Source organism: Agromyces bracchium (genome assembly GCF_009709675.1).
Taxonomy (GTDB): Bacteria; Actinomycetota; Actinomycetes; order Actinomycetales; family Microbacteriaceae; genus Agromyces; species Agromyces bracchium.
The window spans coordinates 75,321-99,977 of sequence record NZ_WMLB01000022.1 but is presented as its reverse complement, the minus strand read 5'-3'; the positions used below and the strand labels follow the sequence as shown (position 1 = coordinate 99,977).

Below are 24,657 nucleotides of genomic sequence, written 5' to 3'. Positions count from 1 at the left end.
GGGCGACCGCTCGCCGCGCGGTCAGGTCGACTGCTCGGAGTCCGGGGGTGCGTGCCGCTCATCGACCGGCGGCGCGAACCCCGCGGCCGCCTCGGCACCCGTCGTCTGCATGGCATCCATCTGGCCGTCGTCGAGCGGGTGCGCGAGCTCGTCCTGTCCGAGTCGCGCCGTCGCAAGGGTCACGATCGCGAGGATCGGCGGCACGACGCCCGCGATGAGGAAGGCGGGTGCGAGCCCGAGCCACTCGCCGACCGGCCCCGCGATCGCCATCGACAACGGCATGAGGGCGAGCGAGACGAAGAAGTCGAGGCTCGAGACGCGTCCGAGCATCGCGGGCGGCACGCGCCGCTGCAGCAGCGTGCCCCACACGACCTGGGCCGCATCGAACAGGAAGCCGCAGACGAACGTCGCGACGACCATCACCCAGAGCCAGGGCGTCACGCCGATCACGGCGAGCGGCAGGCACCCGAACCCCCACGCGAGGATCATGAGGGTCAGGTAGCGTCTCGGGAGCCGGAACGACGACACCAGCAACGACCCGATCGCCCCGCCGATCCCGAACGACGCGAGCACCAGCGCGAACTCGCCGGCCCCGCCGCCGGTCTGGTCGCGCACGGCGAACGGGATCAGCACCTCGATCGGGCCGATCACGACGAGCACGAGCAGGATCGAGAACGCCAGCGTAGCGAAGAGCCACCTCGTGCGCAGCAGGTAGGCGAAGCCGTCGCGGAGGTCGACCGCCATCTGCCGGAGCGGGTGCGCCTCCGATTCCTCGAGGTCGCGCCGCAGCGGAGTGGTCCGCATGACCGCGAGCGCGACGATCGCGACCACCTGCAGCGCGCCGACGACGAGGAACGCGAGCCACGGCGCCTGCACCGCGATGAGCAGGCTCGCGAGCGCCGGGCCCGCCGCATTCTGGGCGACCGGTCGCAGCACGCCCTCGACGCCGTTCGCCGCGAGCAGCTGCTCAGCGGGCAGCAGTGCCGGCAGCCACGCCGAGTACGCCGGGTAGAAGAACCCGTCGGCGACGCCCAGGACGAAGGAGAGCACCGCGAGATGCCACACCTCGATGAGCCCCGCCGCGGCGAGCAGGCCGGCGACCGCGAAGACCACGGCCCGCGCCGTCTCGATGACGAGGAGGATCCGCCGCTGCGGCACGCGATCGGCGACGACCCCGCCGACGAGCACGGCCAGCACGAGACCGAGGCTCGCCCCGACGGCCACGATCGACAGGTCGATCGGCGTTCCGCCGAGTTCGATGACCTGCCACGCGGCAGCGACGATCCACGCCCCCGCCGAGAGCAACGACGCGGAGAGGGCGACCACGAGCCGTCGATACTGGGCCGAGGAGAACGGCCGCAGTGCGCGCGGCATCCGGGTCTCGGAGGTCACCCGACCAGTCTGCGGCACTCGCCCGGAATCGGACAGGCCCGTCCGCTCAGGGCAGTGGGGCGAGCACCTGGATCAGAGCGCCCGCGACCCGGCGATCAGCGGTCGGTGTCGTCGAGCCACTTCTCGACGAGGTGGTCGGCGACGATGCGGCGGATGGTGCCCGACTTGCCGCGGAGCACGATCGACTCGGTGCGGATGATCGGGCCCTTCTTGCGCACGCCGTCGACGAGCTCGCCATCGGTCACGCCCGTCGCGACGAAGAACGTGTTGTCGCTGCGCACGAGGTCGTCGAGCTCGTAGACCTGGTCGCAGTCCAGGCCCGCGGCCTCGCCGCGCGCCCGCTCCTCGTCGTCCTTCGGCGCGAGCCGGCCCTGCATGAACCCGCCGAGCGCCTTGATCGCGCACGCGGTCGTGATGCCCTCGGGGCTGCCGCCGATGCCGACGCACATGTCGATGCGCGATTCGTACCGGGCCGCGTTGATGCCCCCCGCGACGTCGCCGTCGCTGATCAGCCGCGTGCCGGCGCCCGCCTCGCGGATCTCCGCGATCAGCTGCTCGTGCCGGGGACGGTTGAGGACCGCGACGCGCAGTTCCCCGACCTCCTTGCCCTTGGCCTTCGCCAGCGCCCGCAGGTTCTCGCCGATGGGCTTGCGGATGTCGACGACGCCGAAGCCCGAGGCATCCGTCACGATCTTGTCCATGTAGAACACCGAGGACGCGTCGAGCATGGTGCCCCGGTCGGCGACCGCGATGACCGACAGCGCGTTCTGGCGACCGGCAGCGGTCAGCGACGTGCCGTCGATCGGGTCGACCGCGATGTCGCACGCCGGCCCGCGCCCGTTGCCGACGCGCTCGCCGTTGAAGAGCATGGGCGCCTCGTCCTTCTCGCCCTCGCCGATCACCACGACGCCGTCGAAGTTCACCGTGCCGAGGAACGCGCGCATCGCATCCACCGCGGCCCCGTCGGCGGCGAGCTTCTCGCCGCGGCCGATCCACGGGTACGAACGGATGGCGGCCGCCTCGGTCGCCCGGACCAGCTCGAGCGCGATGTTGCGGTCGGGGTGCAGGTAGAGGCTGTCGTGTTCGGTGCTCGCCATCGAGGGATCCTCCTGGTTCATGGGCGCTGCGCCCGCACGGCTCGGAACGGGCCGGGGCGACTGTCTTCGAGCCTACTGACGGGGGTGCCGGAACGGGCCGGTGCGACCGCGATCGGGCGTGAAAGTTCGTGCATTCTTAACGGTCGGCGCGAACGCGACGCCGTCCTGCGCCGCGCTCGAGTGCGCGGATCCGCGACGGTTGCGCGGGCCGGACCTCGCGCACGCGTCGCGGATCCGCGCAGTCGAGGGGCGGAAGCCGGGAGGGGCCGACGCGCGGCACGGCCTCCCGGCATCCGGTCTCGCGCGTGTCAGGCGCCGATCGCGCTGACGATGCCCCACGCGACCGAGACGAGCAGGAACCCGGCCAGACCGAGCACGGTCGTCAGGATCGTCCAGCTCCGCAGGCCGTCGCGGACCGACAGTCCGAGGTAGCGCGTCACGACCCAGAAGCCCGAGTCGTTGACGTGCGAGAGCCCGAGGGCGCCGAACGCGATGGCGAGGGCGAGCAGGGCGATCTGCAGCGGCGTGTAACCGCCCTCGGCGACGCTCGCGGCCAGCAGGCCGGACGTCGTGAGGATCGCGACGGTCGCCGAACCCTGAGCGGCGCGGAGCGCGAGCGAGACCAGGAAGGCGAGCACGAGGAGCGGCAGGCCCGTCGCGAGCAGCGACTCGGAGAGCGCGGTGCCGATGCCCGACTCGGTCAGGATCTTCGCGAACGCGCCGCCCGCGCCGGTCACCAGGATCACCACGGCGGCCGGGCCGAGCGCCGACTCCGAGACTTCCGCGAGGTGGGCGGCCGACCAGCCCCGGCGCGTGCCGAGCAGGTACCCGGCGAGGAGCACCGTCACGAGGAGGGCGAAGATCGGCGAGCCGATGAAGCCGAGCACGTCGCGGACCGGGTCGCCGGCAGGCAGCAACGTGGCGCCGACGGTGCCGAGGCCGATCATGACGAGCGGGGTGAGGATCAGGCCGACGATCATGCCCGCGCTCGGCGGGGCCTCCGTCTTGGTGAGCACCGAGGTGGCGCCCGTCGGAGTGAGGCCGCGCGACGAGCCGCCCGCGCCGCCACCGCCGTTGCCGCCACCGCGGCCGCCCAGGTCGTCGCGCTCGGCGCCGAAGGAGCGGAACGCCTCGGCGGTCGCCGCGAGCATCGGGAAGTCGCGGCGGTTCAGCCACTTCGAGACGAAGTGCGAGAGCACGCCGAGCGGGACGGCGACCGCGAGGCCGATGAGCGTGATCCAGCCGAGGTCGGCGCCGAGGAGCGCGGCGCCGCCGACGATGCCGGGGTGCGGCGGGATCGAGACGTGGACGGCGAGCATGATGCCGGCGATCGGGAGGCCGAACTTCACGGGGTTCACGCCGGCGAGCTTCGCGAAGCCGTAGATGATCGGCACGAGCACGATGAAGCCGACGTCGAAGAACACGGGGATCGCGAGCACGAGCGCGGCGGCGGTCAGCGCCCCGGCGATCCGCTTGGGTCCGAGGATCTTCGTGAATCGTCCGGCGAGGCTCTCCGCGCCGCCCGAGAGCTCGATGATCTTGCCGAGCATCGCTCCCAGCGCGACGAGGATCGCGACGGTGCCGAGCGTTCCGCCCATGCCCGCGACGATCGCGGGGATGATGCCGAGCTGTTCGGGCTGGTCCTCCGTGGCGGGGATGGTGGCGAGCGGCAGGCCGGCCGCGAGGCCGACGAGCACGCTCACGATGAGCAGGGCGAGGAACGCGTGGACCTTGAACCTGATGATGAGCAGCAGCAGGAGGCCGATGCCTCCCGCCGCGATGGCCAAGAGGGCGATCGTCGACATGATGTCTCCTTTGACGTTGAGGGTACGTGCGGTGCCGGGGCGGCCCGCGCTCGGGGTGGACGGTTGGAGCGGTGGTGCGGGTGGAGCCGGGGGTGAACTGGTGGGCGGCGGGGGCCGCTCAGCGGTGGCGGCGCTCCGGGGCGACCGCGCGGACGACCGCGGAGTCGTCGGCGGCGCCCAGGCCCTGGGCCTGGCCGATGAGGTAGAGCTGCTCGGCGGCGGATGCCACGGGCGTGGCGAGGCCGGCGGCGCGGGCCGCCTTCCCGACGATGCCCATGTCCTTGACGAAGATGTCGAGACGGCTGAGCACCTCGGCGCCGCCCTCGTCGTACGCCTGCAGGACGCGAGGGCCGCGGTTGCCGAGCATGAAGGAACCCGCGGCGCCCGCCTGCAGGGCGTCGAGCGTGCGGTCGAGGTCGAGTCCGAGCGCGTCGGCGAGCGCGAGCGCCTCGGCGGCGGCGGCGATGTGCACCCCGCAGAGCAGCTGGTTCACGGTCTTCAGCGCCTGGCCGTCGCCCGGCCGGTCGCCGACCACGGTGAGCGTCGAGGCGAGGAGTTCGAGCACCGGGCGCGCCTTCTCGAGGGCGGCGGGCTCGGCGCCCACGACGATGAGCAGGTCGCCCGCGCCCGCGCGCACGGGGCCGCCCGAGAGCGGCGCATCGACGAGGTCGACGCCGTGCGCCGCGAGTCGCTCGGCGACCGCGGCGATGCCGTCGGTGCCGACCGTGCTGGTGAGGATTACGACGGCACCGGGCGCGAGTGCCGCGGCGATGCCGGTCGAATCGGCGAAGAGCAGGTCGTCGAGCTGGGCCGAGTCGCGCACGGCGAGCAGTACGGCGTCGGCGTCGGCCACCGCCTCGCGCGCCGAGCCGAACGGCGCGACGCCGGCCTCGGCGGCCAGCTCGAGCCGAGCCGGGGCGATGTCGAAGCCGTGCACGGCGAGGCCGGTGGTGAGGCGCGTGGCCATGGGCAGGCCCATGGCGCCGAGCCCGAGCACGGCGACGGTTCCCGTGCGGGTGGCGGTGGTGGTGGTCATGTCGATCCTCCTCGGTCGAGCGTTGGTGCGGAGCCGCGGGTCAGGCGGCGCTCAGGACGTCGACGACGTCGGCGAGCGAGTCGTCGTCGCCGACGTTGCCGGCGAAGACGATGTACGGGATGCCGGCGGCGGGGCCGTCGGTGGGTTCCCAGAGCGAGACGATGCCGGGCAGCATCGGCCCGCGGACGGTGGCGTGGCGGATGCCGAGGCCGTGCGCGGCGACGTCGCTCGAGGTGATGCCGCCCTTCGCGATCACGAACCGCGGAGCGCGAAGCGCGAGCGTACGGCGCACGACGTCGACCACGGCGGCCGACACCCGCCGGGAGATGGCGAGGCTCTCGTCTGGGTCGTCGGTCTTCACGAGCGTGCGGCTCGTGTGCACGATGACGTCGCCCGTCTCGAGCGCGGTCGCGATGCCCGCGGAGATCTCGGCGAGGTACGCGGTGGGTTCGAGGTCGGCCGCGCCCGCGGCATCCGCCCCGACCACGCGGTCGACGTCGATCTCGAACGTCACCGCGGCCGGCCGTTCGCGGCGCAGCGCCGCCAGCTGGCGGGAGGTGAGGCCGACGTGCGAGCCGACGACGACGAGTCCGCCGCGGGTCGCGGGCGGGCGGGCGCCGAAGATCTCGGGGGCGGTGAGCGGATGCCGCGGCTCCTGCCCGATCCGGGCGCGGACGAACGGCGGGCCGACGCGGTAGAGGAAGGTCTTGCCGGCCCGTTCGGCGAGGTCGAGGCCGAGCGCCAGCAGCCGCAGGTCGTCCTCGGTGACGGCGTCGGCGACGACCGGGCGGCGGGCGGATGCTCCGGCGAGCGCCGCGGCGATCGCCTCGGCGCCCGCGCGGATGGTCGCGAGGTCGAGCACGATGACGTCCTCGGCGCGGTCGCGGCCGCCGGTCTTCTCCTCGACCCACCGCGCGAGTTCGGACTCTGCGTAGCCGAACGTGGAGTCGCGGGCGAACTCGGTCTCGCCGACGGGTACGATGCCGTCGGGCCGACGCATGTAGTGCACGCCGCCGACCGTGATGCGGCCGGCGTCGGGGAACGCGGGGACGACGACCACGCCGTCGACCACGCCCGCGCCCGCGGCCTCGAGCTCCTCGGCGATGACGTCGGTCTCGAGCGGGAAGTGCCCGCGGAGCGTCGAGTCGCCGCGGCTGACGAAGGCGAGGGGCCGGCCGGATGCCGCGGTGAGCGCGTTCCGGACGATCTCACGGTTCCGGGTGGCGGCGGTCTCGGGGTCGAGGCTGCGCGTGTTCGTGAGGACGTACACGGCGGGCGCACCCTGCGCGATGGCCCAGGCGAAGTCCGCGACCTCCCAGCCGGTCAGCACCGGCAGCCCGGCGACGGACTGGGTGCCGGTCGGGTCGTCGTCGAGGACGACGAGGGTGCGGGGTGCGGCGGCGATCGCCGCGGCGACGCGAGCGGCGGGGACCTCGACGGGACCCGGGAATGCCGCGAGCAGTTCGCGTTCGTCCATGGTGGCTACTCCTTCGTATCCGCAGCCGGGTCTTCGACCCATCTGCTATCTGCTGTCATATAGGTTAGCGCCCTGAACGCGGATGTCAAGCGCAGGGCTCGAACCCGCTCGCGACGAGGACTCCGTCGCGGGCCCTGCCCGGCACGGCGGCTAGGAGGAGACGGCCTGCTCCGCACCGAGCACGTAGTGCTGCAGGTCGGCCATGGTCTGGTCCATGTGCCGGTCCATGGCACGCCGCGACGCCTCCGCGTCGCCCGTGCGCAGCGCCTCGAGCACGCGGGCGTGCTCGTCGATCGCGTGGGCCTGGATCTCCGGGACGCGCGAGGTCTGCGCGCGGCGCTCGGCGAGCACGCGCGCGAGCGGCTCGAACAGCACCCGCAGGAAGACGTTGCCGCTCGCCCCGAGGATGATGTCGTGGAACTCGAGGTCGGCCCGCACGAACTCGGGAACCTCTCCGGCGTCGTGGGCGCGGCGCATCTCCGCGACGCACGCGGCGAGCCGCTCGAGGTCGTCGTCGTCGCACCGCGAGGCGGCGAGCGCGGCGGCGCCGGTCTCGAGCATCCGCCGCACCTCGATGAGCTGCACGGCGACGGTGTCGTCGCGCCCGCCGGCCGACGTGACGCGCAGCACGGCGTCCAGGGAGACCCACTCGTCGATGGGGTTCACGTAGCTGCCGCGGCCGTTCTCCACGCGCACGACGCCCTGCGCCTGCAGCGTCTTGATCGCCTCGCGCACGGTGATGCGGCTGACGTCGTGGATGCCGCCGAGCTCGGCCTCGCTCGGCAGCGAGTCGCCCGGCGCGAGGTCGCCGCGCACGATCGCGTCGAGGACGGCATCCGCGACGGTGGCGACGAGCGACTTGCGGGCCATGCGACTCCGATCAGCTGCCTGCTCTCGGACAGGTCGCCTCCAGACTAGCCGCGGAAGACCTCCGTCGACCCGATCCCCCACGAACGTCCCGCATCGAGCCGGGCGCCGGGCCCGAGGTCGCACGGCGTCACCGCGGTGAGGAAGACCGCCACGGGCTCGGCGCAGAGCTCGTCGAGTCCGACGACGTGACCGAGGGGGACGCCCGCGGCCGCGAGCCGCTCGGACTCCCCCGCCGACTGCGGCGCGAGGCGCGCCTGCATCCACCCGCCGAGCGCGCGGACTGCGGCAGCCGTGAGCACGCCCTCGGGCGCGCCGCCGATGCCGATCACGAGGTCGAGGTCGCCGTCGGCGCGGGCGGCGCGCAGGCACCGCTCGACGTCGCCGTGCACGAACCGCTCGACCTGCGCTCCGGTCGCCTCGGCCGCCTCGGCGATCGCCTCGTTCCGCGGCCGATCCTGCACCGCGACCCGCACCTCCGACACGGGCGCACCGCGGGCCTCGGCGATGCGCGCGATCGCCTCGCGGACCGGCGCGTCGATCTCGAGCCCGGGTACGCGTGAGACGAGCTTCGCCATGTAGTGCGCGGGGCCGATGTCGAGGAAGCCGCCGCGCGGCGCGACCGCGAGGATCGCCATCGACCCGGGTAGGCCGGCGGCGGCGAGGCTCGTGCCGTCGACCGGGTCGACGGCGACGTCGACGGCCGGACCGTCGCCCGTGCCGAACCGCTCGCCGAGGTGCAGCATGGGCGCCTCGTCCTTCTCGCCCTCGCCGACGACGACGCGCCCGTCGACGGCGAGCCCCGCGAGCGCCGATCGCATCGCCGCGACCGCGGCGCCGTCGACCGCGTCGCGGTCGCCGCTGCCGACGAACGGCACGGCCGCGAGCGCCGCGGCCCGCACGGCGGCGGCGACGCCGTCGGCCAGTGCGTCGTGGAAGTCCCCGGGATCCTGAGTCACGCCCCAATCCTGCCGCGCGCGCCGCGGCATCCGTCACCCCTTGCGTCATCGCACCTGAGGCGGACTCGACACCTCGGTAGACTCGTGCCGATCCCACTCACCTCCGAAGGAGCAAGGTATGCCCATCGCAACGCCCGAGCAGTACGCCGAGATGCTCGACACCGCCAAGGCCAAGGGTTTCGCCTTCCCGGCGTTCAACGTCTCGAGCTCGCAGACCCTCAACGCGGTGCTGCAGGGCCTGACCGAGTCGGGTTCCGACGGCATCATCCAGGTCACGACCGGCGGCGCCGACTACTTCGCCGGCCACACCGTCAAGGCCCGCGCGACGGGCGCACTCGCGTTCGCGAAGTTCGCCACCGAGGTCGCGAAGTCCTACCCCGTGACCGTCGCGCTCCACACCGACCACTGCCCGAAGAACGCGCTCGACGACTTCGTGTACCCGCTCATCGCCGCCTCCGAGGAAGAGGTCAAGGCGGGCCGCAACCCGATCTTCCAGTCGCACATGTGGGACGGCTCGGCCGTGCCGCTCGAGGAGAACCTCGAGATCGCGAAGGAGATCCTCCCGAAGCTCAAGAACATCAACGCCATCCTCGAGGTCGAGATCGGCGTCGTCGGCGGCGAGGAGGACGGCGTCAAGCACGAGGGCTCGAACGAGGCGCTCTACACGACCCTGAACGACGCGATCGCGGCGGTCGAGGCGCTCGGCCTCGGCGAGCAGGGCCGCTACATGGCCGCCCTCACGTTCGGCAACGTGCACGGCGTGTACGCGCCCGGCAACGTGAAGCTCCGTCCGGCGCTCCTCAAGGAGATCCAGGACGGCCTCGCGGCGAAGTACGGAACGGGCGAGAAGCCGCTCGACCTCGTCTTCCACGGCGGCTCCGGCTCGACCGACGCCGAGATCGCCGAGGCGGTCGCCAACGGCGTCGTGAAGATGAACATCGACACCGACACGCAGTACGCCTTCACGCGCTCGATCGCCGGCTACATGTTCCAGAACTACGACGGCGTGCTCAAGGTCGACGGCTCGGTCGGCAACAAGAAGCAGTACGACCCGCGCGCCTGGGGCAAGGTCGCCGAGTCCGCCATGGCGGTGCGCGTCGGCGAGTCGACCCGCCAGCTCGGCTCGGCCGGCAACTCGCTCACGGCGTAGGGCGACGGATGACGCAGGACGAGGCCGCTCGGAACGAGACGCCGGAGCGCGCCGACGACGGCGCCGCTCCCCCGCCGCGCGACGAGCGGCCTCGCCCGCAGTACGGCGAGTACGCGCCCGAGGGCTGGTCGTGGCAGCCTCCGGCCGATGAGCGAGCGGATGCCGCGGCATCCGCCCCGGCACCGCCGCCCCCGCCCGCAGCACCCGCGCCGACCCGCGCGACCGGGCCGGCCGCGGCCGACACGACGGGCCGCCCGCCGCGCACGACCGACCGGTTCTTCACGATCCTGCTGCTCGCGCTCGGCGCGATCGGCGCGTGGAACACGTCGGTCAGCCTGCAGCAGCTGCCGGGCGCCATCCAGGGCGTCTACGCCGACCAGGGCGTCGGCACCTACACACCCCAGGCGTGGCTGCCGACGCTCGCGCTCATCGGCACGGTGTTCATGCTCGCGCTCTACGCGGCCGTGCTCGGGTGGTCGATCATGCGGCTGCGGGCGCGCAAGCTCGCGTTCTGGGTGCCGCTCGTCGGCGGCGCGGTGGCGTTCCTCGCGACCATGGTGCTGACGTCGATCGTGTTCCTCACCGACCCGACGTTCCAGTCGTACCTGGAGCGGATGACGGGCGTCTGACGCCGCGCGGCGCGGTCGTGCGAGTCGCACGGCGACGCTCGGCCGCGCCGCCCGGCGCGGCGCGACGGCTCAGGCGTTCGCGCCCGCCCGGTTGCGGCCGCCCAGCGCCCGCGCGTCGCGGTTGCCCGCGAGGTCCTTGCGGAGCTCCTTCGGCAGCGAGAACATCAGGTCCTCCTCGGCCGTCTTGACCTCTTCGACGTCGCCGAAGCCGGCGTCCTCGAGCTCGAGGAGCACCTCCTTCACGAGCCCCTCGGGCACGGACGCACCGCTCGTGACGCCGACCGTCTCGACGCCCTCGAGCCACTCCTGCTTCACCTCGGTCGAGTAGTCGACCCGGTAGGCGGCCTTGGCGCCGTACTCCAGTGCGACCTCGACGAGGCGAACGCTGTTCGACGAGTTCGCCGAGCCCACGACGATCACGAGGTCGGCGCCCTGCGCGACCTTCTTGATCGCGACCTGGCGGTTCTGCGTGGCGTAGCAGATGTCGTCGGACGGCGGGTCCTGCAGGTTCGGGAACCGCTCGCGCAGGCGTCGCACGGTCTCCATGGTCTCATCGACGCTCAGCGTGGTCTGCGAGAGCCACACGACCTTCTCGGGGTCGCGCACCTCGATGTTCGGCACGTCGTCGGGGCTGTTCACGAGGGTCACGTGGTCGGGCGCCTCGCCGGCCGTGCCCTCGACCTCTTCATGCCCCTCGTGGCCGATGAGCAGGATCTCGTAGTCGTCGCGCGCGAAGCGCACGGCCTCGCGGTGCACCTTGGTCACGAGCGGGCACGTGGCGTCGATCGCGTGCAGGCCGCGCTCCGCGGCCGAGTTCACGACCGCAGGCGAGACGCCGTGCGCGCTGAAGACGACGTGGGCGCCCTCGGGCACCTCGTCGACCTCCTCGACGAAGATCGCGCCGCGCTTCTCGAGCTCGGTCACGACGTGGATGTTGTGCACGATCTGCTTGCGCACGTACACGGGCGCGCCGTAGTGGTCGAGGGCCTTCTCGACGGCGATCACCGCCCGGTCGACGCCCGCGCAGTAGCCGCGCGGCGCCGCGAGCAGCACCTTCTTGCGTCCGGGGACGGGGATATCCTTGAGCCGGCCGCGCACGCTCGGGATCCGAGGCATGCCGAGGTCGATTCGCGGGGCATCCGTCAAGCTCGTCACGGGTGCCATCCTACGCGGGCGATGATGACGGGCCGCTGGGAGGCGCATGGCCGAGGGACCGACCACCCGCGAGAGGCCCTGGCCCGTCTCGGTGCTCTCGGCGAAGCTGAAGGAGTACCTCGACCGTCTCGGCACCGTCTGGATCGAGGGCGAGATCACGCAGTGGGGCGTGTCCGCCGGCAACGTCTACGGCAAGCTGAAGGACCTCGAGACGGATGCCACGGTGTCGTTCACGATCTGGTCGTCGACGCGCGCGAAGCTCACCGAGCAGTTCAAGGCGGGCGACCACGCCGTCGCGCTCGTGAAGCCCAACTGGTGGGTCAAGGGCGGCTCGCTCACGATGCAGGTCTTCGACCTCCGCCATGTGGGGCTCGGCGACCTGCTCGAGCGGCTCGAGCGGCTGCGCGCGCAGCTCGCGGCAGAGGGCCTGTTCGCCGCCGACCGGAAGCGGCCGCTGCCCTTCCTGCCGCAGGTCATCGGCCTCGTCACGGGCAGGGACAGCGACGCCGAGAAGGACGTGGTGCGCAACGCCCGCCTGCGCTGGCCGGCCGTCGAGTTCCGGATGGCGTACGCCGCGGTGCAGGGCGACCGCTCTGCGCCCGAGGTGGCGGGCGCCATCCGTCGCCTCGACGCCGACCCCGAGGTCGACGTCATCATCGTCGCGCGCGGCGGCGGCGACTTCCAGAACCTGCTGGGGTTCAGCGACGAGCGCGTCGTGCGGGCCGCGGCCGCGGCATCCACCCCCATCGTGAGCGCGATCGGCCACGAGGCCGACCGCCCCCTGCTCGACGAGGTCGCCGACCTCAGGGCGTCGACGCCGACGGATGCCGCGAAGCGCGTCGTGCCCGACGTCGCCGAGGAGCTGATCCGGGTCGAGCAGGCCCGCGCGCGCCTCCGCATGCGCGTGACGACGCTCGTGAACCACGAGGTCGACCGGCTCGGGCACCTGCGGAGCCGGCCGGCGCTCGCCGACCCGGGGTGGATGATCGACCGCCGAGCCGAGGAGGTCACCCGGTGGGTCGCGCGCGGCAGCGACCTCGCGGAGCGCGCGATCGAGCGCGCCGCCGTCCGGACCGCCGAGCTCCGCTCGCAGCTGCGCGCCCTCTCTCCGCTCGCGACGCTGCAGCGCGGGTACGCGATCGTGCAGCGCGAGCACGACGGCGTGCTGACGGACCCCGAGCAGGCGCCCGAGGGCACCGGGCTGCGGATCACGCTCGCCGAGGGTCGTCTCGCGGCGACATCTCGGGGAGCGCTCGGCGACGCCGAATAGAATGCCCTCCATGCCCCCCACTTCGACGGATGTCTCCGAGCTGAGCTACGAGCAGGCGCGCGACGAACTCGTGCGCGTCGTCGGCGAGCTCGAGCAGGGCTCCGCGACGCTCGAGCAGTCGCTCGCGCTGTGGGAGCGGGGCGAGGCCCTCGCGCAGCGGTGCGAGGAGTGGCTCGTCGGCGCCAAGGCGCGGCTCGACGCGGCGCGCGCCGGGGCGGCCGCCGCCTCGGGCGGTACCTCCGCGACCGCCGGGGGCGCACCGACCGCGCCCGACGCGCTCGACCTCGACGGCGGCGAGGCCTGATGGCCGCGCGCGCGCCGCGGGTCGTCGCCGAGCTCGGCCGCCCCGAGACCCCGCAGGAGACGGCCGATCGCAGGGCCGAGCAGTCCCGCAAGCACCGCGAGCGGCAGACGCTGCGCAACCTCATCGGCTCGCTCGTGGCGTGCGTGGCCGTGGTCGCGCTCATCGTGCTGCTCGTGCCGCGCAGCGACACCCCGATCGAGCGCGACATCGACGTGGCCTCCGTCGCCGACCAGGCGCAGGTCGGCATCGACGAACCGCTCGCCGTGCCCGAACTGCCCGACGGCTGGCGCTCGAACGCGGCAGAACTGCGCACGCGCGACGCCGACGGCATCACCGCCTGGTACGCCGGGTACCTCACGCCGAGCGACGAGTACGCGGGCATGTACCAGGGCCTCGGGGCGAACCCGACCTGGACGGCCGAGCTGCTGAAGAACACGATCGCGACCGGCGTCGTCACCGTCGACGGCGTCGAGTGGACGGTCTACGACAACCGCGAGACCGACGCCGACGTCGGCAACGCGCGATACGGGCTCGTCACCGAGGCGGGCGAGAGCACCTTCGTGGTGCTCGGCACCGCGACCCCCGAGGAGTTCGAGACCCTCGCCGGCGCGCTCGCGCCGGCGATCGACGCGCAGCGATGAGAGGAGCGGCCGTGAGCAAGCACGCACCCGCACGACCGACCACCCCCGCCGAGACGTGGCGCGAGCTGCGTGCCGGCAACGCCCGGTTCGTGGCCGGCGCACCCCTGCACCCCCGACAGGACGTCGACCGCCGGACCGAGCTCGCGAACCACCAGCGACCGCTCGTCGCGATCTTCGGGTGCAGCGACTCGCGCCTGTCGGCCGAGATCATCTTCGACGTCGGACTCGGCGACGCCTTCGTCGTGCGCAACGCCGGCCAGGTCCCCTCCGACTCGGTGCTCGGCTCGCTCGAGTACGCCGTCGCCGTCCTCGGCGTCCCCCTCATCCTCGTGCTCGGCCACGACGAGTGTGGCGCGGTGCGCGCGGCGATCGACTCGCAGGCGGAGGACGCCGCACCGCTCCCGGCGCACATCAGGGGCATCGTCGACGAGATCGTGCCCGCGGTGCGGAAGGTCGCCGGCATCGACGAGGGCCCGATCGCGACCGACCACCTCGACGCCGGCTACGTCGGCCGGGAGCACCTCCGCAACACGGTCTCCCAGCTGCTCGAGCGCTCCGAGGTGATCAGCGACGCGATCGCAGCGGGTACGCTGGCTGTCGTCGGCGCGAACTACCGCCTGCTCGAGGGCCGCGCCGAGACCGACGTCGTCGTCGGTCGCATCTGACGCCGCCGGCGGCATCCCACCGCCGCGCCGCACGTATTCCGAGATCGAAGTGGAGCACACCGTGGTGGACAACGCCGCCGACTACCGGATCGAACACGACACGATGGGCGAGGTGCGGGTCCCCGCAGCGGCGCTCTATCGCGCGCAGACCCAGCGCGCGGTCGAGAACTTCCCGATCTCGGGCGCCGGCCTCGAGCCCGCCCAGATCGCCGCGCTCGCCCGCATCAAGAAGTCCGCTGCGCTCGCCAACGCGCGCCTCGGCGTCCTCGACGGCCAGCTCGCGCAGGCCATCGCCGACGCCGCCGACGAGGTCATCGCGGGCACGCACGGCTTCACCGAGCACTTCCCGGTCGACGTCTACCAGACCGGCTCGGGCACGTCCTCGAACATGAACATGAACGAGGTGCTCGCGACCATCGCGACGCAGAAGCTCGGCAGCGCCGTGCACCCGAACGACCACGTCAACGCCTCGCAGTCCTCGAACGACGTCTTTCCGACCTCGGTGCACATCGCCGTGACCGCCGCGCTCATCGACGACCTGATCCCGGCGCTCGACCACCTCGCGGTCGCCCTCGAGGCGAAGGCGGAGGCGTGGGCCGGCATCGTCAAGGCCGGTCGCACGCACCTGATGGACGCGACGCCCGTCACGCTCGGCCAGGAGTTCGGCGGCTACGCCCGCCAGATCCGCCTCGGCATCGAGCGCGTCCGCACGGCGCTCCCCCGCGTCGCCGAGGTGCCGCTCGGCGGCACCGCCGTCGGCACCGGCATCAACACGCCCGCCGGCTTCCCGCAGCTGGTGATCGAACTCCTCCAGCAGGAGACCGAGCTGCCGATCACCGAGGCCGCCGACCACTTCGAGGCCCAGGCCAACCGCGACGGCCTGGTCGACGCGTCGGGCGCCCTGCGCACGATCGCGGTCAGCCTCACCAAGATCTGCAACGACGTCCGCTGGATGGGCTCCGGCCCGAACACGGGCCTCGGCGAGCTCTTCATCCCCGACCTCCAGCCCGGCTCGTCGATCATGCCCGGCAAGGTCAACCCGGTCGTGCCCGAGGCCGTGCTCATGGTCGCCTCGCGCGTCATCGGCAACGACGCGACGATCGCGTGGGCGGGCGCCTCCGGCTCGTTCGAGCTCAACGTGCAGATCCCCGTCATGGGCACCGCGCTCCTCGAGTCGATCCGCCTGCTCTCGAACTCGGTGCGCGTGCTCGCCGACAAGACGGTCGACGGCCTGCAGGTCAACGAGGCGCGCACGACGGCGCTCGCGGGCATGTCACCCTCGATCGTGACCCCGCTGAACAAGATCATCGGCTACGAGGCCGCGGCGAAGATCGCGAAGCACTCGGTGTCGAAGGGCATCACCGTGCGCGAGGCCGTGATCGACCTCGGTCACGTCGAGCGGGGCGAGCTCACCGAGGCCGAGCTCGACGAGGCGCTCCACCTGCTCTCGATGACCCGCCCGCCGCAGCAGGGCTGAGCCCGCGGCATCCGTTCGCACGCAACGCCGACGGCCCCGGAATCCGCTCTCGCGGTTCCGGGGCCGTCGTGCGTGGGCGGGGCGCGTGCCGGGCGTGCTGCCGGCGTCAGGCGAGCTCGGCGCCGTCGAGCATCTCGGAGACGAGGGCGGCGATCGCGGAACGCTCCGACCGCGTGAGCGTGATGTGGGCGAAGAGCGGATGCCCCTTCAGCGTCTCGATCACGCTCGCGACGCCGTCGTGGCGGCCGACGCGCAGGTTGTCGCGCTGGGCCACGTCGTGCGTGAGCACCACGCGCGAGTTCTGCCCGACGCGGCTGAGGACCGTGAGCAGGACGTTCCGCTCGAGCGACTGCGCCTCGTCGACGATCACGTACGCGTCGTGCAGCGACCGCCCGCGGATGTGCGTGAGCGGCAGCACCTCGAGGATGCCGCGGTCGACGACCTCGTCGAGCACGTTGTCGGAGACGAGCGCACCGAGCGTGTCGAAGACCGCCTGCGCCCAGGGGTTCATCTTCTCGCCCTGATCGCCTGGCAGGTAGCCGAGTTCCTGGCCGCCGACCGCGTAGAGCGGGCGGAAGACCATGATCTTCTTGTGCTGCTGCCGTTCGAGCACGGCCTCGAGCCCCGCGCAGAGCGCGAGCGCCGACTTGCCGGTGCCCGCGCGGCCGCCGAGCGACACGATGCCGATCTCGGGGTCGAGCAGCAGGTCGATCGCCAGGCGCTGCTCGGCCGAGCGGCCGTGCACGCCGAACGCGTCGCGGTCGCCGCGGACGAGCCGCACCTCGCGATCGCCGACGACCCGGGCGAGCGCCGACCCGCGGTCGGAATGGATGACGAGTCCGGTGTTCACCGGCATGCCCACGACCGCGTCCGTCTCGAGGTGCTCGTGCTCGTAGAGCTTCGCCATGTCGTTCGAGCCGAGGGCGACCTCGCCCATGCCGGTCCACCCCGAGTCGACGGCGAGCTCGGCGCGGTACTCCTGCGCGTCGAGGCCGATGGAGGCGGCCTTGATGCGCAGCGGCAGGTCCTTCGAGACGACCGTCACGGCGACGCCGTCGTTGGAGAGGTTCATCGCGCACGCGAGGATGCGCGAGTCGTTGTCTGCCAGTTGCAGGCCACTCGGCAGGACCGACAGGCTCGAGTGGTTCAGCTCGACCCGGAGGGACCCGCCGTCCCCGACGGGGATCGGGAAGTCCAGTCGCTCGTGCTGCACGCGCAGGTCGTCGAGCAGCCGCAGCGCCGCTCGGGCGAAGTACCCGATCTCGGGGTCGTTGCGCTTGGCCTCGAGCTCCGTGATGACGACGACGGGCAGCACCACCGGGTGCTCCGCGAATCGGAACAGGGCGCGCGGGTCCGACAGCAGCACCGACGTGTCCAGCACGTAGGTGCGCTCGTCCTGCGCGGCACCCCCGGCCGACGCCTCGCCGGGACGGCGCTGGTGCTGCGCCTCCGGCTCGACCGGTCCGAGGGGCTTGATGGGATCGACAGAGGTCACGACCGCTCCTGCCCCGAGCTCTCGCTCGGCTCACGCGCCGGCCGGCGATCCTCCCACGAGCGGTTCACGAGCCGACTCGACCGGGCGCCTTGCCCGATGTCCTGACGGTACGTCCGACCGGCGACATCCGCCGAAGCGACACGCGGCGCGACATCCGCTGTTCACAATCGGCGGCTCGGAGCGCGACGGCTCGAACGCGAGGGCTCAGTACGCCGCGGCGGTGTTGAACGAGACGAAGGCGCCGCGCAGCATCTCGACGGTCTCCTCGTGGAGCGCCGCGTGCACGCCGAGGCGCACGGTGCCGAGTCGCGTGGTCGTGGTCAGGCCGTGGTTGTGCAGCGAGGCCGTGAGCACGGTGACCTGCTCGGGTTCGGGCTCGAGCACCACGATGCCGGCGCGCTCCCGCTCGTCGCGGGAGCTCACGACCGGGACGGCGAACTCGTCGGCGAGGTCGATCACTCGGCTGACGTGCTCGGCCACGCGGGCGTTGACCGCCGCCACGCCGACCTCGGCGAGCTCCTCGAGCGCGGCCGCGAAGCGGGCCCCCGCGATCGGGTCGGGATTGGACACGCGGAACGCCCGCGCGCCGGGCGCGGGCGGCGGCACCTCGTCCCACACCTCGTCGTCGGTCGTGCCGGTGTACCCGGAGAACACGGGCGTGAGCCGCTCGGCCGCCCGCTCGGAGAGGGCCATGACGCCCGTGCCCCACCCGGCGCGGCACCACTTCTGCCCGCCGGTGACGACGACGTCGGCGACCTCCCACGGCGCATCGACGATGCCGAAGCCCTGGATCGCGTCGACGATGAGGAGCCGGTCGCCGATCACCTGGCGGATGCCCTCGAGGTCGCACAGGTAGCCGGTCCGGCTGTCGACGAGGCTGACGGCGACCGCGGCGACGTTCGACTCGAGCTGGTCGCGGATCAGGCCCGGGGTCACCTTGCCGTGGTCGGTCTCGAGCCACGCGGGCTGCACCGAGTGGAGCGCCTCGTTCGCCCGCACCGCGGCGATCGGCACGCTCGGGAACTCGCCCGGCGAGAGGAGCACGGTGCCGGTCAGCCCGAACATCGCGTGCATGAGGCCCGTCGACGTGTTCGGGATCGCGACGATGCGGTCGGCCGCGATGCCGGTGAAGGCGGATGCCGCCTCGCGGAGCCGCCGGTCCTGCTGGGCGAAGGCCTCCATGCTGCCGTGGCGTGCGCGCTCGAGCACCTGCGTGAACGCCAGGGTCTCCTCCGCCGCGACGCGCGCCAGCGGGCCCACCCGGGCGTAGTCGAGGTAGCCGGGTTCCTCGCCGAACCCGGCCAGGTAGTCGTCCATGCTCACGGGCGGTGCCCCCTTCTCCGAGGCATATCCTGACAGAATCCTGATCGGCACGTGTGCGCGATCAGCCGCCGAAGCGACGGTGTCGGCGCGTGTAGTCGCGGATGGCGCGCAGGAAGTCGACCTCGCGGAGGTCGGGGCCGAGCGCCTCGACGAAGTAGAACTCGCTGTGCGCGGCCTGCCACAGCATGAAGTCGCTGAGGCGCTGCTCGCCCGAGGTGCGGATCACGAGGTCGGGGTCGGGCTGTCCGCCGGTGTAGAGGTGCTCCCCGATCAGCTCGGGCGTGAGCGACTCGGCGAGGTCCTCCAGGCTGCGGCCCTCGGCATGGTGGGATGCCACGATCGAGCGCATCGCGTCGGTGATCTCGCGCCGCCCGCCGTAGCCGACCGCCAGGTTGACGTGCAGGCCCTTCTTGCCCTCGGTGCGGTGCTCGGCGGCGTCGAGCGCGGCGACGAGCGGCTCGGGGAGGCCGGCGTCGGACCCGACGTGCTGGACGCGCCAGTCGCGGTAGTGACTGAGCTCCTCGGCGAGTTCGGCGATGATCTCGATGAGGTCGGCGAGCTCCTCCGAGGTCCGGTTGCCGAGGTTGTCGGCCGAGAGCAGGTACAGCGTCACCACGGAGATCCCGAGGTCGTCGCACCACTCGAGGAACTCCCGCATCTTCGCCGCGCCGGCGCGATGGCCGTGCGCGGCCGAGTCGTAGCCCAGCTGCTTCGCCCACCGACGGTTGCCGTCGATGATCATGGCCACGTGTCGTGGGAGTTCCGCCTGGTCGAGTTCCCGGCGGAGCCGGTTCTGGTAGAGCCGATAGAGGAGGCCGCGACCGGGGCGCTGATCGCTCGTCTGCACCCGACCACGCTACTCCCCCGCACGCGATCGGACACTCACAGCAAGCCGTGATGGGGCTCGTCCTACGCTGTGACCATGACCCAGCGCGAGCCAGAAGACGTCGCCGAGCACCTGCATCGACCGGTGGCCGAACTCGATCGCGCCGACGCCGCGGTCGCGGCCGACGAACGTCTCGGCCCCGACCTGCCGAACCTCCCCCTCATCGATGCCTCGCCGGAGCATCCGACCGACGTCAAGCCGTCGTGGCGGGGCTGGATCCACGCCGCGACCTTCCCGCTCACGATCGCGGCGGGCATCGTGCTCATCGTCCTCGCCGACGGCCCGGCCGCGAAGTGGGCCTCGGCGGTCTTCATGCTGACCTCGATGCTGCTCTTCGGCAACTCGGCCCTGTACCACCGGTTCAACTGGCGGCCGCGCACGAAGGTGATCCTGAAGCGCATCGATCACGCGAACATCTTCCTGCTGATCGCCGGCACCTACACCCCGCTGTCGGTCCTCGCGCTTCCGCCCGAGAAGGGCCTCCTCCTTCTGGTGCTCGTGTGGGGCGGCGCGCTCGTCGGCATCGCCTTCCGTGTGTTCTGGATCGGCGCGCCGCGCTGGCTCTACGTGCCGATCTACGTGCTGCTCGGCTGGGCCGCCGTGATGTACCTCGGCGACCTGCTCGCGGCGAGCGTGGCGATGATGGTGCTCGTGATCGTGGGCGGCGTGCTCTACACGATCGGCGCCGTCGTGTACGGCCTGAAGAAGCCGAACCCGTGGCCCGGCCACTTCGGCTTCCACGAGATCTTCCACGTGTGCACGGTGCTGGCGTTCATGTGCCACTGGGCGGCGACGCTGCTCATCGCGATCCAGCCCGCCTACCACGGGGGCTGACGGGCGGCGCCGGGCGGCGGCGAGTCGCCGGCGTACGGCTCGAGCGCTACCGCTCGTCGCGGTCGGCGGGCGGTGCATCGGATGCCGCGGCATCCGCCTGCACCTCGGACGCGTCGTCGGCCGACGTGACGTTCCCGGCCGCCGCCTCGGCCGCGGCGGCCTCCTCCGCCTCGATGCGCTCGCGCGCCTCCGCGCGGTAGTTGACCCGGCGGATGCGGCGGACCATGTCGAGCACGAGCAGCAGCACCGCGACCATGATGAGGATCGTCGCGATGAAGCCGACCACGCCGGGGGTCACGTCGTTCGGGTCGAACTCCTCCTCGGCGGCCGCGACGAACGTGAACGCCGACGCGAGCGCGGGGCTCATCGACGGTCTCCGCGAGTGGTGACGGCGGACGCGACGAGCATCGGATTCCCTTCAGGGACGGACGGTTAGGCTGGGAGCCAAGCCTAGACGATCCACCCGGGAAGGAGCCGCGCGGTGCCCCCACGCGAGTCCGCCGACGCGGCGGCCGAGGACGCCGCACTCGACGGCGTCGCCGCCGCCGCCGCCGGCGCTGCACAGGGCGACGCGCCCGCGGCATCCGACCTCGCCGGCCGCTACGGCCGGACCCCGGCCCGTCGCCGTCGCGACCGGTTCGTCCTCGTCGGCGCCGCGATCGCCTTCGCGGTGGTCCTCGTCTCCTGGGTGGTGTGGGCGGGCCTCGACGGCAGCAAGCCGCTCGTGCAGGCCACCGACCTCGGCCACGAACTGCTCGACACGCGTGCGGTCGAGGTGACCTGGCGCCTCTCGGTGCCCTCGGGCAACGCCACGGCGTGCATCGTGCAGGCCTACAACGAGGACTTCACCGTCGTGGGGTGGAAGGTCGTCGAGATCCCGGCATCCGACCGACCGCTGCGGACGTTCACCGAGACCGTGCGCACGGCGCAGGAGGCGAACACCGGTTTGATCTCGAACTGCTGGCTTCGGTAGAATTGGGGATTCGCCCCGGCAGACGCTGGGGCGACATGTCTATTCACGGGAGTGTGCACCATGGCGCAGGACGCCACCGTCACCTGGCTCACTCAGGAGGCCTTCGACCGCCTGAACAGCGAACTCGAGCACCTCTCCACCACCGGCCGCGAAGAGATTGCCAAGCGCATCGAGGCCGCGCGTGAGGAGGGCGACCTCAAGGAGAACGGCGGCTACCACGCCGCGAAAGACGAGCAGGGCAAGCAGGAGGCCCGCATCCGACAGCTCACCGAACTGCTCCGCCACGCCGAGGTCGGCGAAGCCCCCACCTCGAGCGGCGTCGTCGAGTCGGGCACCGTCATCACCGCCGTCGTCGCGGGCGACGAGGAGCGCTTCCTCATCGGCAGCCGCGAGATCGCCGGCGACTCCGAGCTCGACGTCTTCAGCGAGCAGTCGCCGCTCGGCGCGGCGATCCTCGGCCTCAAGGTCGGCGACACCACGTCGTACACGGCCCCGAACGGCCGCGAGATCGCCGTGAAGGTCACGGGCGTCGACACCTGGTCGGGCCAGTGAGGCACTGACCGGCTCGAACGCGAACGGCCCCTCCGTCAGGAGGGGCCGTTCCGCGTTTCCGGGGTCACCCGAGGCTCACTCCGCGATGATCTCGGGCTCGTAGCCGGCTCGGCGCAGGGTCGCCACGACCTCCTCGCGGTGCGCGGGGCCCCGGGTCTCGACCGAGAGCTGGAGCGCGACCTCCGAGATCTGCATGCCCGCGCCGTGGCGCGTGTGCAGCACCTCGACGACGTTCGCGTTCGCCGCGGCGAGGAGCTCCGAGATGCGCGCGAGCTGGCCCGGCCGGTCGGGCAGCCCGATGCGCAGCGTCAGGTAGCGGTCGGATGCCGCGAGCCCGTGCGCGATGACCCGCTGCATGAGCAGCGGGTCGATGTTCCCGCCCGAGAGCACGACCACGAGCGGCCCGTCGGAGTGCACCCTGCCGGTCATCAGGGCGGCGACGCCGACCGCTCCGGCCGGCTCGACGACGAGCTTCGCGCGCTCGAGCAGGACCAGCAGGGCGCGGGCGATGTCGTCCTCGGTGACCGTGACGATCTCGTCGATCGTGTCGCGGATGATCTCGAAGTTGAGTTCGCCGGGCCGGTAGACGGCGATGCCGTCGGCGATCGTGGGCACGACGGGCACCGTCGTCGGCTCGCCCGCGGCGAGCGAGGGCACGTAGGGCGAGGCGTTCTCCGCCTGCACGCCGATCACGCGGATGCTCCGGCCGAGCGCCGCCGCCTTCTGCTTCGCGGCGCTCGCGATGCCGGCGGCGAGCCCGCCGCCGCCGATCGGCACGACGATGGTCGTGGCATCCGGTGCCTGCTCGAGGATCTCGAGGCCGAGCGTGCCCTGCCCGGCGATGACGTCCGCGTGGTCGTACGGCGGGATGACGGTCGCTCCGGTCTCGGTGGCGAAGCGTGCGGCGGCCTCGAGCGTCTCGCCGATCGAGTCGCCGCGGAGCACGACGTCGGCGCCGTACGCGCGGGTCGCCTCGAGCTTCGGCAGCGCGACGCCGACGGGCATGAAGATGGTGGCGCGGACGCCGAGCTCGCGCGCGGCGTAGGCGACGCCCTGCGCGTGGTTGCCCGCCGATGCGGCGACGACGCCCCGCGCCCGCTCCTCGGCTGTGAGCGCGGAGAGGCGGTTGAACGCGCCGCGGAGCTTGTACGAGCCCGTGCGCTGCAGGTTCTCGCACTTCAGGTGCACGGGCACTCCCGCGATCGCGCCGAGGTGGCGCGAGGTCTCCATCGGGGTGCGGCGCGCGATGGCGGCGACCGTGCGCTGGGCGTGCTCGAAGTCCGCGAGCGTGGGGCCGGGGATCCCGGGCAGGGCCCCGCTCGCGCCGTGCGGCGCCGTGGAGGTGGTGTCGAGGGCGTGGTTCATGTCACCGTCCGTATCCGGGTCGCTGGGGTACCGTGCGCCACAGCGGAGATCGGATCTCGGCGGGCGGGGGCGGTTCGGCCTGCTTCCAGGCGCCGCCTGAGATGTACATGATCATGACGTTGGCGACCGCGGCGACCGGCACCGCGAACAGCGCCCCGGGGATGCCCGCGAGCAGCGACCCGGTGGCGACCGCGACGACCACGCCCAGCGGGTGCACCTTCACGGCCGTGCCCATGATCAGGGGCTGCAGCACGTGTCCTTCGACCTGCTGCACGAGCAGCACGACCCCGAGCATCGCCAGCGCGATGCCCCAGCCGTTGTAGACGAGCGCCACGAACACGGCGAGGGCACCGGTGACGACCGCACCGACGATGGGGATGAACGAGCCGAGGAAGACGAGCACGGCGATCGGGATCGCGAGCGGCACGCCGAGCAGCAGTGCACCGAGGCCGATGCCGACGGCGTCGATGGCCGCCACGAAGATCTGGACGCGGACGAAGTTCTCGAGCGTCGCCCAACCGGACCGGCCGGCCCCGTCGATCGCGGCACGCGCCCGCCGGGGGAAGATCCCGACGATCCAGTCCCAGATGCCCCGGCCGTCGATGAGGATGAAGAGCGTCGCGAAGAGCGCGAGCAGCAGCCCGGCGAGGAAGTGCCCGATCGAGGAGCTGACCGACAACGCCCCCGAGACGAGCACCCCGCTCTGCGACTGGGCGGCCTCGACGGCCTGCTGCACGAACTGGTCGATCTGGTCGGGTGTCACGTGCAGCGGCCCCTCGAGGAGCCAGGAGCGGAAGTCCTCCCACGCAACGATGCTCTGCTCGGCGAGGTCGGAGGAGCCGCGCACGATCTGGGAGATGCCGAGCGTGAGCAGCCCGCCGACGAAGGCGAGCGTCGCGACCATCGCGGCCGCGACCGCGAGACCCTTCGGCCAGCGGTGCCGCTGCAGGAACCCGGAGAACGGTACGAGGAGCGCGGAGATGAGGATCGCCACGAGCACGGGGATGATCACCAGGCGGAGCTGGATGATCAGGAAGATCACGACGGCGAGCACGCCGCCGACGAGCAGCAGTCGCCACGACCAGGCGGCCGCGACGCGCATCGGGTAGGGCACGGATGCCGCGGCGTCGCGCACCGGCTCGGCATCGCGTGGGGCCTGATCGGCCGCCCGCTCGGACGTGGAGGATCGGCGCACGCGCATCCGCCGCGCACGCGAGGTCCCCTTCGCCTCGGTCACCGTCACAGTCTAGGCGCGGACCCATGCTCGGTCGGCCATGTGTCGGCGGTCGCGGCTATGGTCGAGGC

The 24,657-nt window shown here is 72.5% G+C and carries 24 protein-coding genes; 10 read left to right on the top strand and 14 right to left on the bottom strand.

Annotated features, from left to right (window positions below; all coding sequences use genetic code 11):
• Positions 1–21 precede the first annotated feature (21 nt).
• The 7 genes from GJ743_RS08935 to GJ743_RS08905 form a co-directional block, all read right to left on the bottom strand.
• Positions 22–1,392 carry an MFS transporter gene (locus tag GJ743_RS08935; protein ID WP_328288985.1) on the bottom strand — a complete coding sequence of 457 codons (1,371 nt, stop codon included), beginning with the start codon at positions 1,390–1,392 and terminating at the stop codon, positions 22–24.
• A gap of 95 nt (positions 1,393–1,487) precedes the next feature.
• Entirely contained in the window at positions 1,488–2,489 is a 1,002-nt protein-coding gene (glpX, locus tag GJ743_RS08930; RefSeq protein ID WP_155051545.1) for a class II fructose-bisphosphatase, read from the bottom strand.
• A gap of 308 nt (positions 2,490–2,797) precedes the next feature.
• Positions 2,798–4,294 carry a GntP family transporter gene (locus tag GJ743_RS08925; RefSeq protein ID WP_155051544.1) on the bottom strand — a complete coding sequence of 499 codons (1,497 nt, stop codon included), beginning with the start codon at positions 4,292–4,294 and terminating at the stop codon, positions 2,798–2,800.
• Positions 4,295–4,412: 118 nt separating this feature from the next.
• Positions 4,413–5,330, bottom strand: a complete 918-nt coding sequence (locus tag GJ743_RS08920) for an NAD(P)-dependent oxidoreductase (RefSeq protein WP_155051543.1) — start codon at positions 5,328–5,330, stop codon at positions 4,413–4,415.
• A gap of 40 nt (positions 5,331–5,370) precedes the next feature.
• Entirely contained in the window at positions 5,371–6,807 is a 1,437-nt protein-coding gene (locus tag GJ743_RS08915; protein WP_230386664.1) for a four-carbon acid sugar kinase family protein, read from the bottom strand.
• Between the two features lie 150 nt (positions 6,808–6,957).
• On the bottom strand, positions 6,958–7,677 hold the full coding sequence (locus GJ743_RS08910; protein ID WP_155051541.1) for a FadR/GntR family transcriptional regulator: 720 nt from the start codon (positions 7,675–7,677) through the stop codon (positions 6,958–6,960).
• Positions 7,678–7,721: 44 nt separating this feature from the next.
• On the bottom strand, positions 7,722–8,633 hold the full coding sequence (locus GJ743_RS08905) for a fructose-bisphosphatase class II (RefSeq protein ID WP_196216964.1): 912 nt from the start codon (positions 8,631–8,633) through the stop codon (positions 7,722–7,724).
• A gap of 118 nt (positions 8,634–8,751) precedes the next feature.
• Here GJ743_RS08905 and fbaA point away from each other — a divergent pair, with 118 nt between their 5' ends.
• Both fbaA and GJ743_RS08895 read left to right on the top strand, forming a co-directional pair.
• Positions 8,752–9,783, top strand: a complete 1,032-nt coding sequence (fbaA, locus tag GJ743_RS08900) for a class II fructose-bisphosphate aldolase (protein ID WP_155051539.1) — start codon at positions 8,752–8,754, stop codon at positions 9,781–9,783.
• 8 nt (positions 9,784–9,791) lie between these two features.
• A complete protein-coding gene (locus GJ743_RS08895; RefSeq protein ID WP_155051538.1) occupies positions 9,792–10,412 on the top strand; it encodes a DUF6264 family protein in 621 nt (206 codons plus the stop codon).
• A 69-nt stretch (positions 10,413–10,481) separates the two neighbouring features.
• Here GJ743_RS08895 and GJ743_RS08890 read toward each other — a convergent pair whose 3' ends face one another.
• A complete protein-coding gene (locus tag GJ743_RS08890) occupies positions 10,482–11,528 on the bottom strand; it encodes a 4-hydroxy-3-methylbut-2-enyl diphosphate reductase (protein WP_155051692.1) in 1,047 nt (348 codons plus the stop codon).
• 85 nt (positions 11,529–11,613) lie between these two features.
• Here GJ743_RS08890 and xseA point away from each other — a divergent pair, with 85 nt between their 5' ends.
• From xseA to GJ743_RS08865, 5 genes are all read left to right on the top strand, one after another.
• Positions 11,614–12,837, top strand: a complete 1,224-nt coding sequence (xseA, locus tag GJ743_RS08885) for an exodeoxyribonuclease VII large subunit (protein ID WP_155051537.1) — start codon at positions 11,614–11,616, stop codon at positions 12,835–12,837.
• Between the two features lies 1 nt (position 12,838).
• The gene (locus GJ743_RS08880) at positions 12,839–13,141 is read left to right on the top strand and encodes an exodeoxyribonuclease VII small subunit (protein ID WP_155051536.1); all 303 of its coding nucleotides are present in this window, start codon (positions 12,839–12,841) and stop codon (positions 13,139–13,141) included.
• Complete coding sequence (locus GJ743_RS08875) at positions 13,141–13,782, top strand: DUF4245 domain-containing protein (RefSeq protein WP_155051535.1); 642 nt, start codon at positions 13,141–13,143, stop codon at positions 13,780–13,782. The genes GJ743_RS08880 and GJ743_RS08875 overlap by 1 nt, the downstream gene beginning before the upstream one ends.
• 11 nt (positions 13,783–13,793) lie before the next feature.
• Positions 13,794–14,447, top strand: a complete 654-nt coding sequence (locus GJ743_RS08870; RefSeq protein WP_328288984.1) for a carbonic anhydrase — start codon at positions 13,794–13,796, stop codon at positions 14,445–14,447.
• Positions 14,448–14,508: 61 nt separating this feature from the next.
• Entirely contained in the window at positions 14,509–15,924 is a 1,416-nt protein-coding gene (locus GJ743_RS08865; RefSeq protein ID WP_328288983.1) for a class II fumarate hydratase, read from the top strand.
• A gap of 106 nt (positions 15,925–16,030) precedes the next feature.
• Here the strand turns inward: GJ743_RS08865 and GJ743_RS08860 are convergent, their stop codons facing one another.
• The 3 genes from GJ743_RS08860 to GJ743_RS08850 all read right to left on the bottom strand — a co-directional run bounded on the left by GJ743_RS08860 (position 16,031) and on the right by GJ743_RS08850 (position 19,589).
• Positions 16,031–17,305, bottom strand: coding sequence for a PhoH family protein (locus GJ743_RS08860; RefSeq protein ID WP_376862017.1), 1,275 nt, complete (start codon positions 17,303–17,305; stop codon positions 16,031–16,033).
• 318 nt (positions 17,306–17,623) lie between these two features.
• A complete protein-coding gene (locus GJ743_RS08855) occupies positions 17,624–18,736 on the bottom strand; it encodes an aminotransferase class V-fold PLP-dependent enzyme (protein ID WP_155051689.1) in 1,113 nt (370 codons plus the stop codon).
• 67 nt (positions 18,737–18,803) lie between these two features.
• Positions 18,804–19,589 carry an isoprenyl transferase gene (locus GJ743_RS08850; protein WP_328288982.1) on the bottom strand — a complete coding sequence of 262 codons (786 nt, stop codon included), beginning with the start codon at positions 19,587–19,589 and terminating at the stop codon, positions 18,804–18,806.
• A 75-nt stretch (positions 19,590–19,664) separates the two neighbouring features.
• On the opposite strand from GJ743_RS08850, the gene trhA reads away from it, so the two are divergent.
• Positions 19,665–20,462, top strand: coding sequence for a PAQR family membrane homeostasis protein TrhA (trhA, locus tag GJ743_RS08845; protein WP_155051533.1), 798 nt, complete (start codon positions 19,665–19,667; stop codon positions 20,460–20,462).
• Between the two features lie 46 nt (positions 20,463–20,508).
• Here trhA and GJ743_RS08840 read toward each other — a convergent pair whose 3' ends face one another.
• Entirely contained in the window at positions 20,509–20,829 is a 321-nt protein-coding gene (locus GJ743_RS08840) for a hypothetical protein (protein WP_196216963.1), read from the bottom strand.
• A gap of 114 nt (positions 20,830–20,943) precedes the next feature.
• On the opposite strand from GJ743_RS08840, the gene GJ743_RS19525 reads away from it, so the two are divergent.
• On the top strand, positions 20,944–21,435 hold the full coding sequence (locus GJ743_RS19525) for a DUF4307 domain-containing protein (protein WP_155051532.1): 492 nt from the start codon (positions 20,944–20,946) through the stop codon (positions 21,433–21,435).
• A 60-nt stretch (positions 21,436–21,495) separates the two neighbouring features.
• Positions 21,496–21,987 (top strand): transcription elongation factor GreA, encoded by a 492-nt coding sequence (greA, locus tag GJ743_RS08830; protein WP_155051531.1) that lies wholly within the window; start codon positions 21,496–21,498, stop codon positions 21,985–21,987.
• 75 nt (positions 21,988–22,062) lie between these two features.
• On the opposite strand, the gene ilvA is transcribed toward greA, so the two are convergent.
• Positions 22,063–23,352 (bottom strand): threonine ammonia-lyase, encoded by a 1,290-nt coding sequence (ilvA, locus tag GJ743_RS08825; protein WP_155051530.1) that lies wholly within the window; start codon positions 23,350–23,352, stop codon positions 22,063–22,065.
• A 1-nt stretch (position 23,353) separates the two neighbouring features.
• Positions 23,354–24,589 (bottom strand): AI-2E family transporter, encoded by a 1,236-nt coding sequence (locus tag GJ743_RS08820; protein WP_328288981.1) that lies wholly within the window; start codon positions 24,587–24,589, stop codon positions 23,354–23,356.
• Positions 24,590–24,657 lie beyond the last annotated feature (68 nt).

What these genes read in the sequence shown, in the direction of transcription:
- glpX (WP_155051545.1), bottom strand. Translation starts at nt 2,489, where the DNA reads ATGGCGAGCACCGAACACGACAGCCTCTACCTGCACCCCGACCGCAAC.
- GJ743_RS08880 (WP_155051536.1), top strand. Translation starts at nt 12,839, where the DNA reads ATGCCCTCCATGCCCCCCACTTCGACGGATGTCTCCGAGCTGAGCTAC.
- trhA (WP_155051533.1), top strand. Translation starts at nt 19,665, where the DNA reads ATGACCCAGCGCGAGCCAGAAGACGTCGCCGAGCACCTGCATCGACCG.
- GJ743_RS08875 (WP_155051535.1), top strand. Translation starts at nt 13,141, where the DNA reads ATGGCCGCGCGCGCGCCGCGGGTCGTCGCCGAGCTCGGCCGCCCCGAG.
- GJ743_RS08910 (WP_155051541.1), bottom strand. Translation starts at nt 7,677, where the DNA reads ATGGCCCGCAAGTCGCTCGTCGCCACCGTCGCGGATGCCGTCCTCGAC.
- GJ743_RS08890 (WP_155051692.1), bottom strand. Translation starts at nt 11,528, where the DNA reads ATGCCTCGGATCCCGAGCGTGCGCGGCCGGCTCAAGGATATCCCCGTC.
- GJ743_RS08925 (WP_155051544.1), bottom strand. Translation starts at nt 4,294, where the DNA reads ATGTCGACGATCGCCCTCTTGGCCATCGCGGCGGGAGGCATCGGCCTC.
- GJ743_RS08840 (WP_196216963.1), bottom strand. Translation starts at nt 20,829, where the DNA reads ATGAGCCCCGCGCTCGCGTCGGCGTTCACGTTCGTCGCGGCCGCCGAG.
- fbaA (WP_155051539.1), top strand. Translation starts at nt 8,752, where the DNA reads ATGCCCATCGCAACGCCCGAGCAGTACGCCGAGATGCTCGACACCGCC.
- GJ743_RS08895 (WP_155051538.1), top strand. Translation starts at nt 9,792, where the DNA reads ATGACGCAGGACGAGGCCGCTCGGAACGAGACGCCGGAGCGCGCCGAC.
- GJ743_RS08855 (WP_155051689.1), bottom strand. Translation starts at nt 18,736, where the DNA reads ATGGACGACTACCTGGCCGGGTTCGGCGAGGAACCCGGCTACCTCGAC.
- xseA (WP_155051537.1), top strand. Translation starts at nt 11,614, where the DNA reads ATGGCCGAGGGACCGACCACCCGCGAGAGGCCCTGGCCCGTCTCGGTG.
- greA (WP_155051531.1), top strand. Translation starts at nt 21,496, where the DNA reads ATGGCGCAGGACGCCACCGTCACCTGGCTCACTCAGGAGGCCTTCGAC.
- GJ743_RS08915 (WP_230386664.1), bottom strand. Translation starts at nt 6,807, where the DNA reads ATGGACGAACGCGAACTGCTCGCGGCATTCCCGGGTCCCGTCGAGGTC.
- GJ743_RS08920 (WP_155051543.1), bottom strand. Translation starts at nt 5,330, where the DNA reads ATGACCACCACCACCGCCACCCGCACGGGAACCGTCGCCGTGCTCGGG.
- ilvA (WP_155051530.1), bottom strand. Translation starts at nt 23,352, where the DNA reads ATGAACCACGCCCTCGACACCACCTCCACGGCGCCGCACGGCGCGAGC.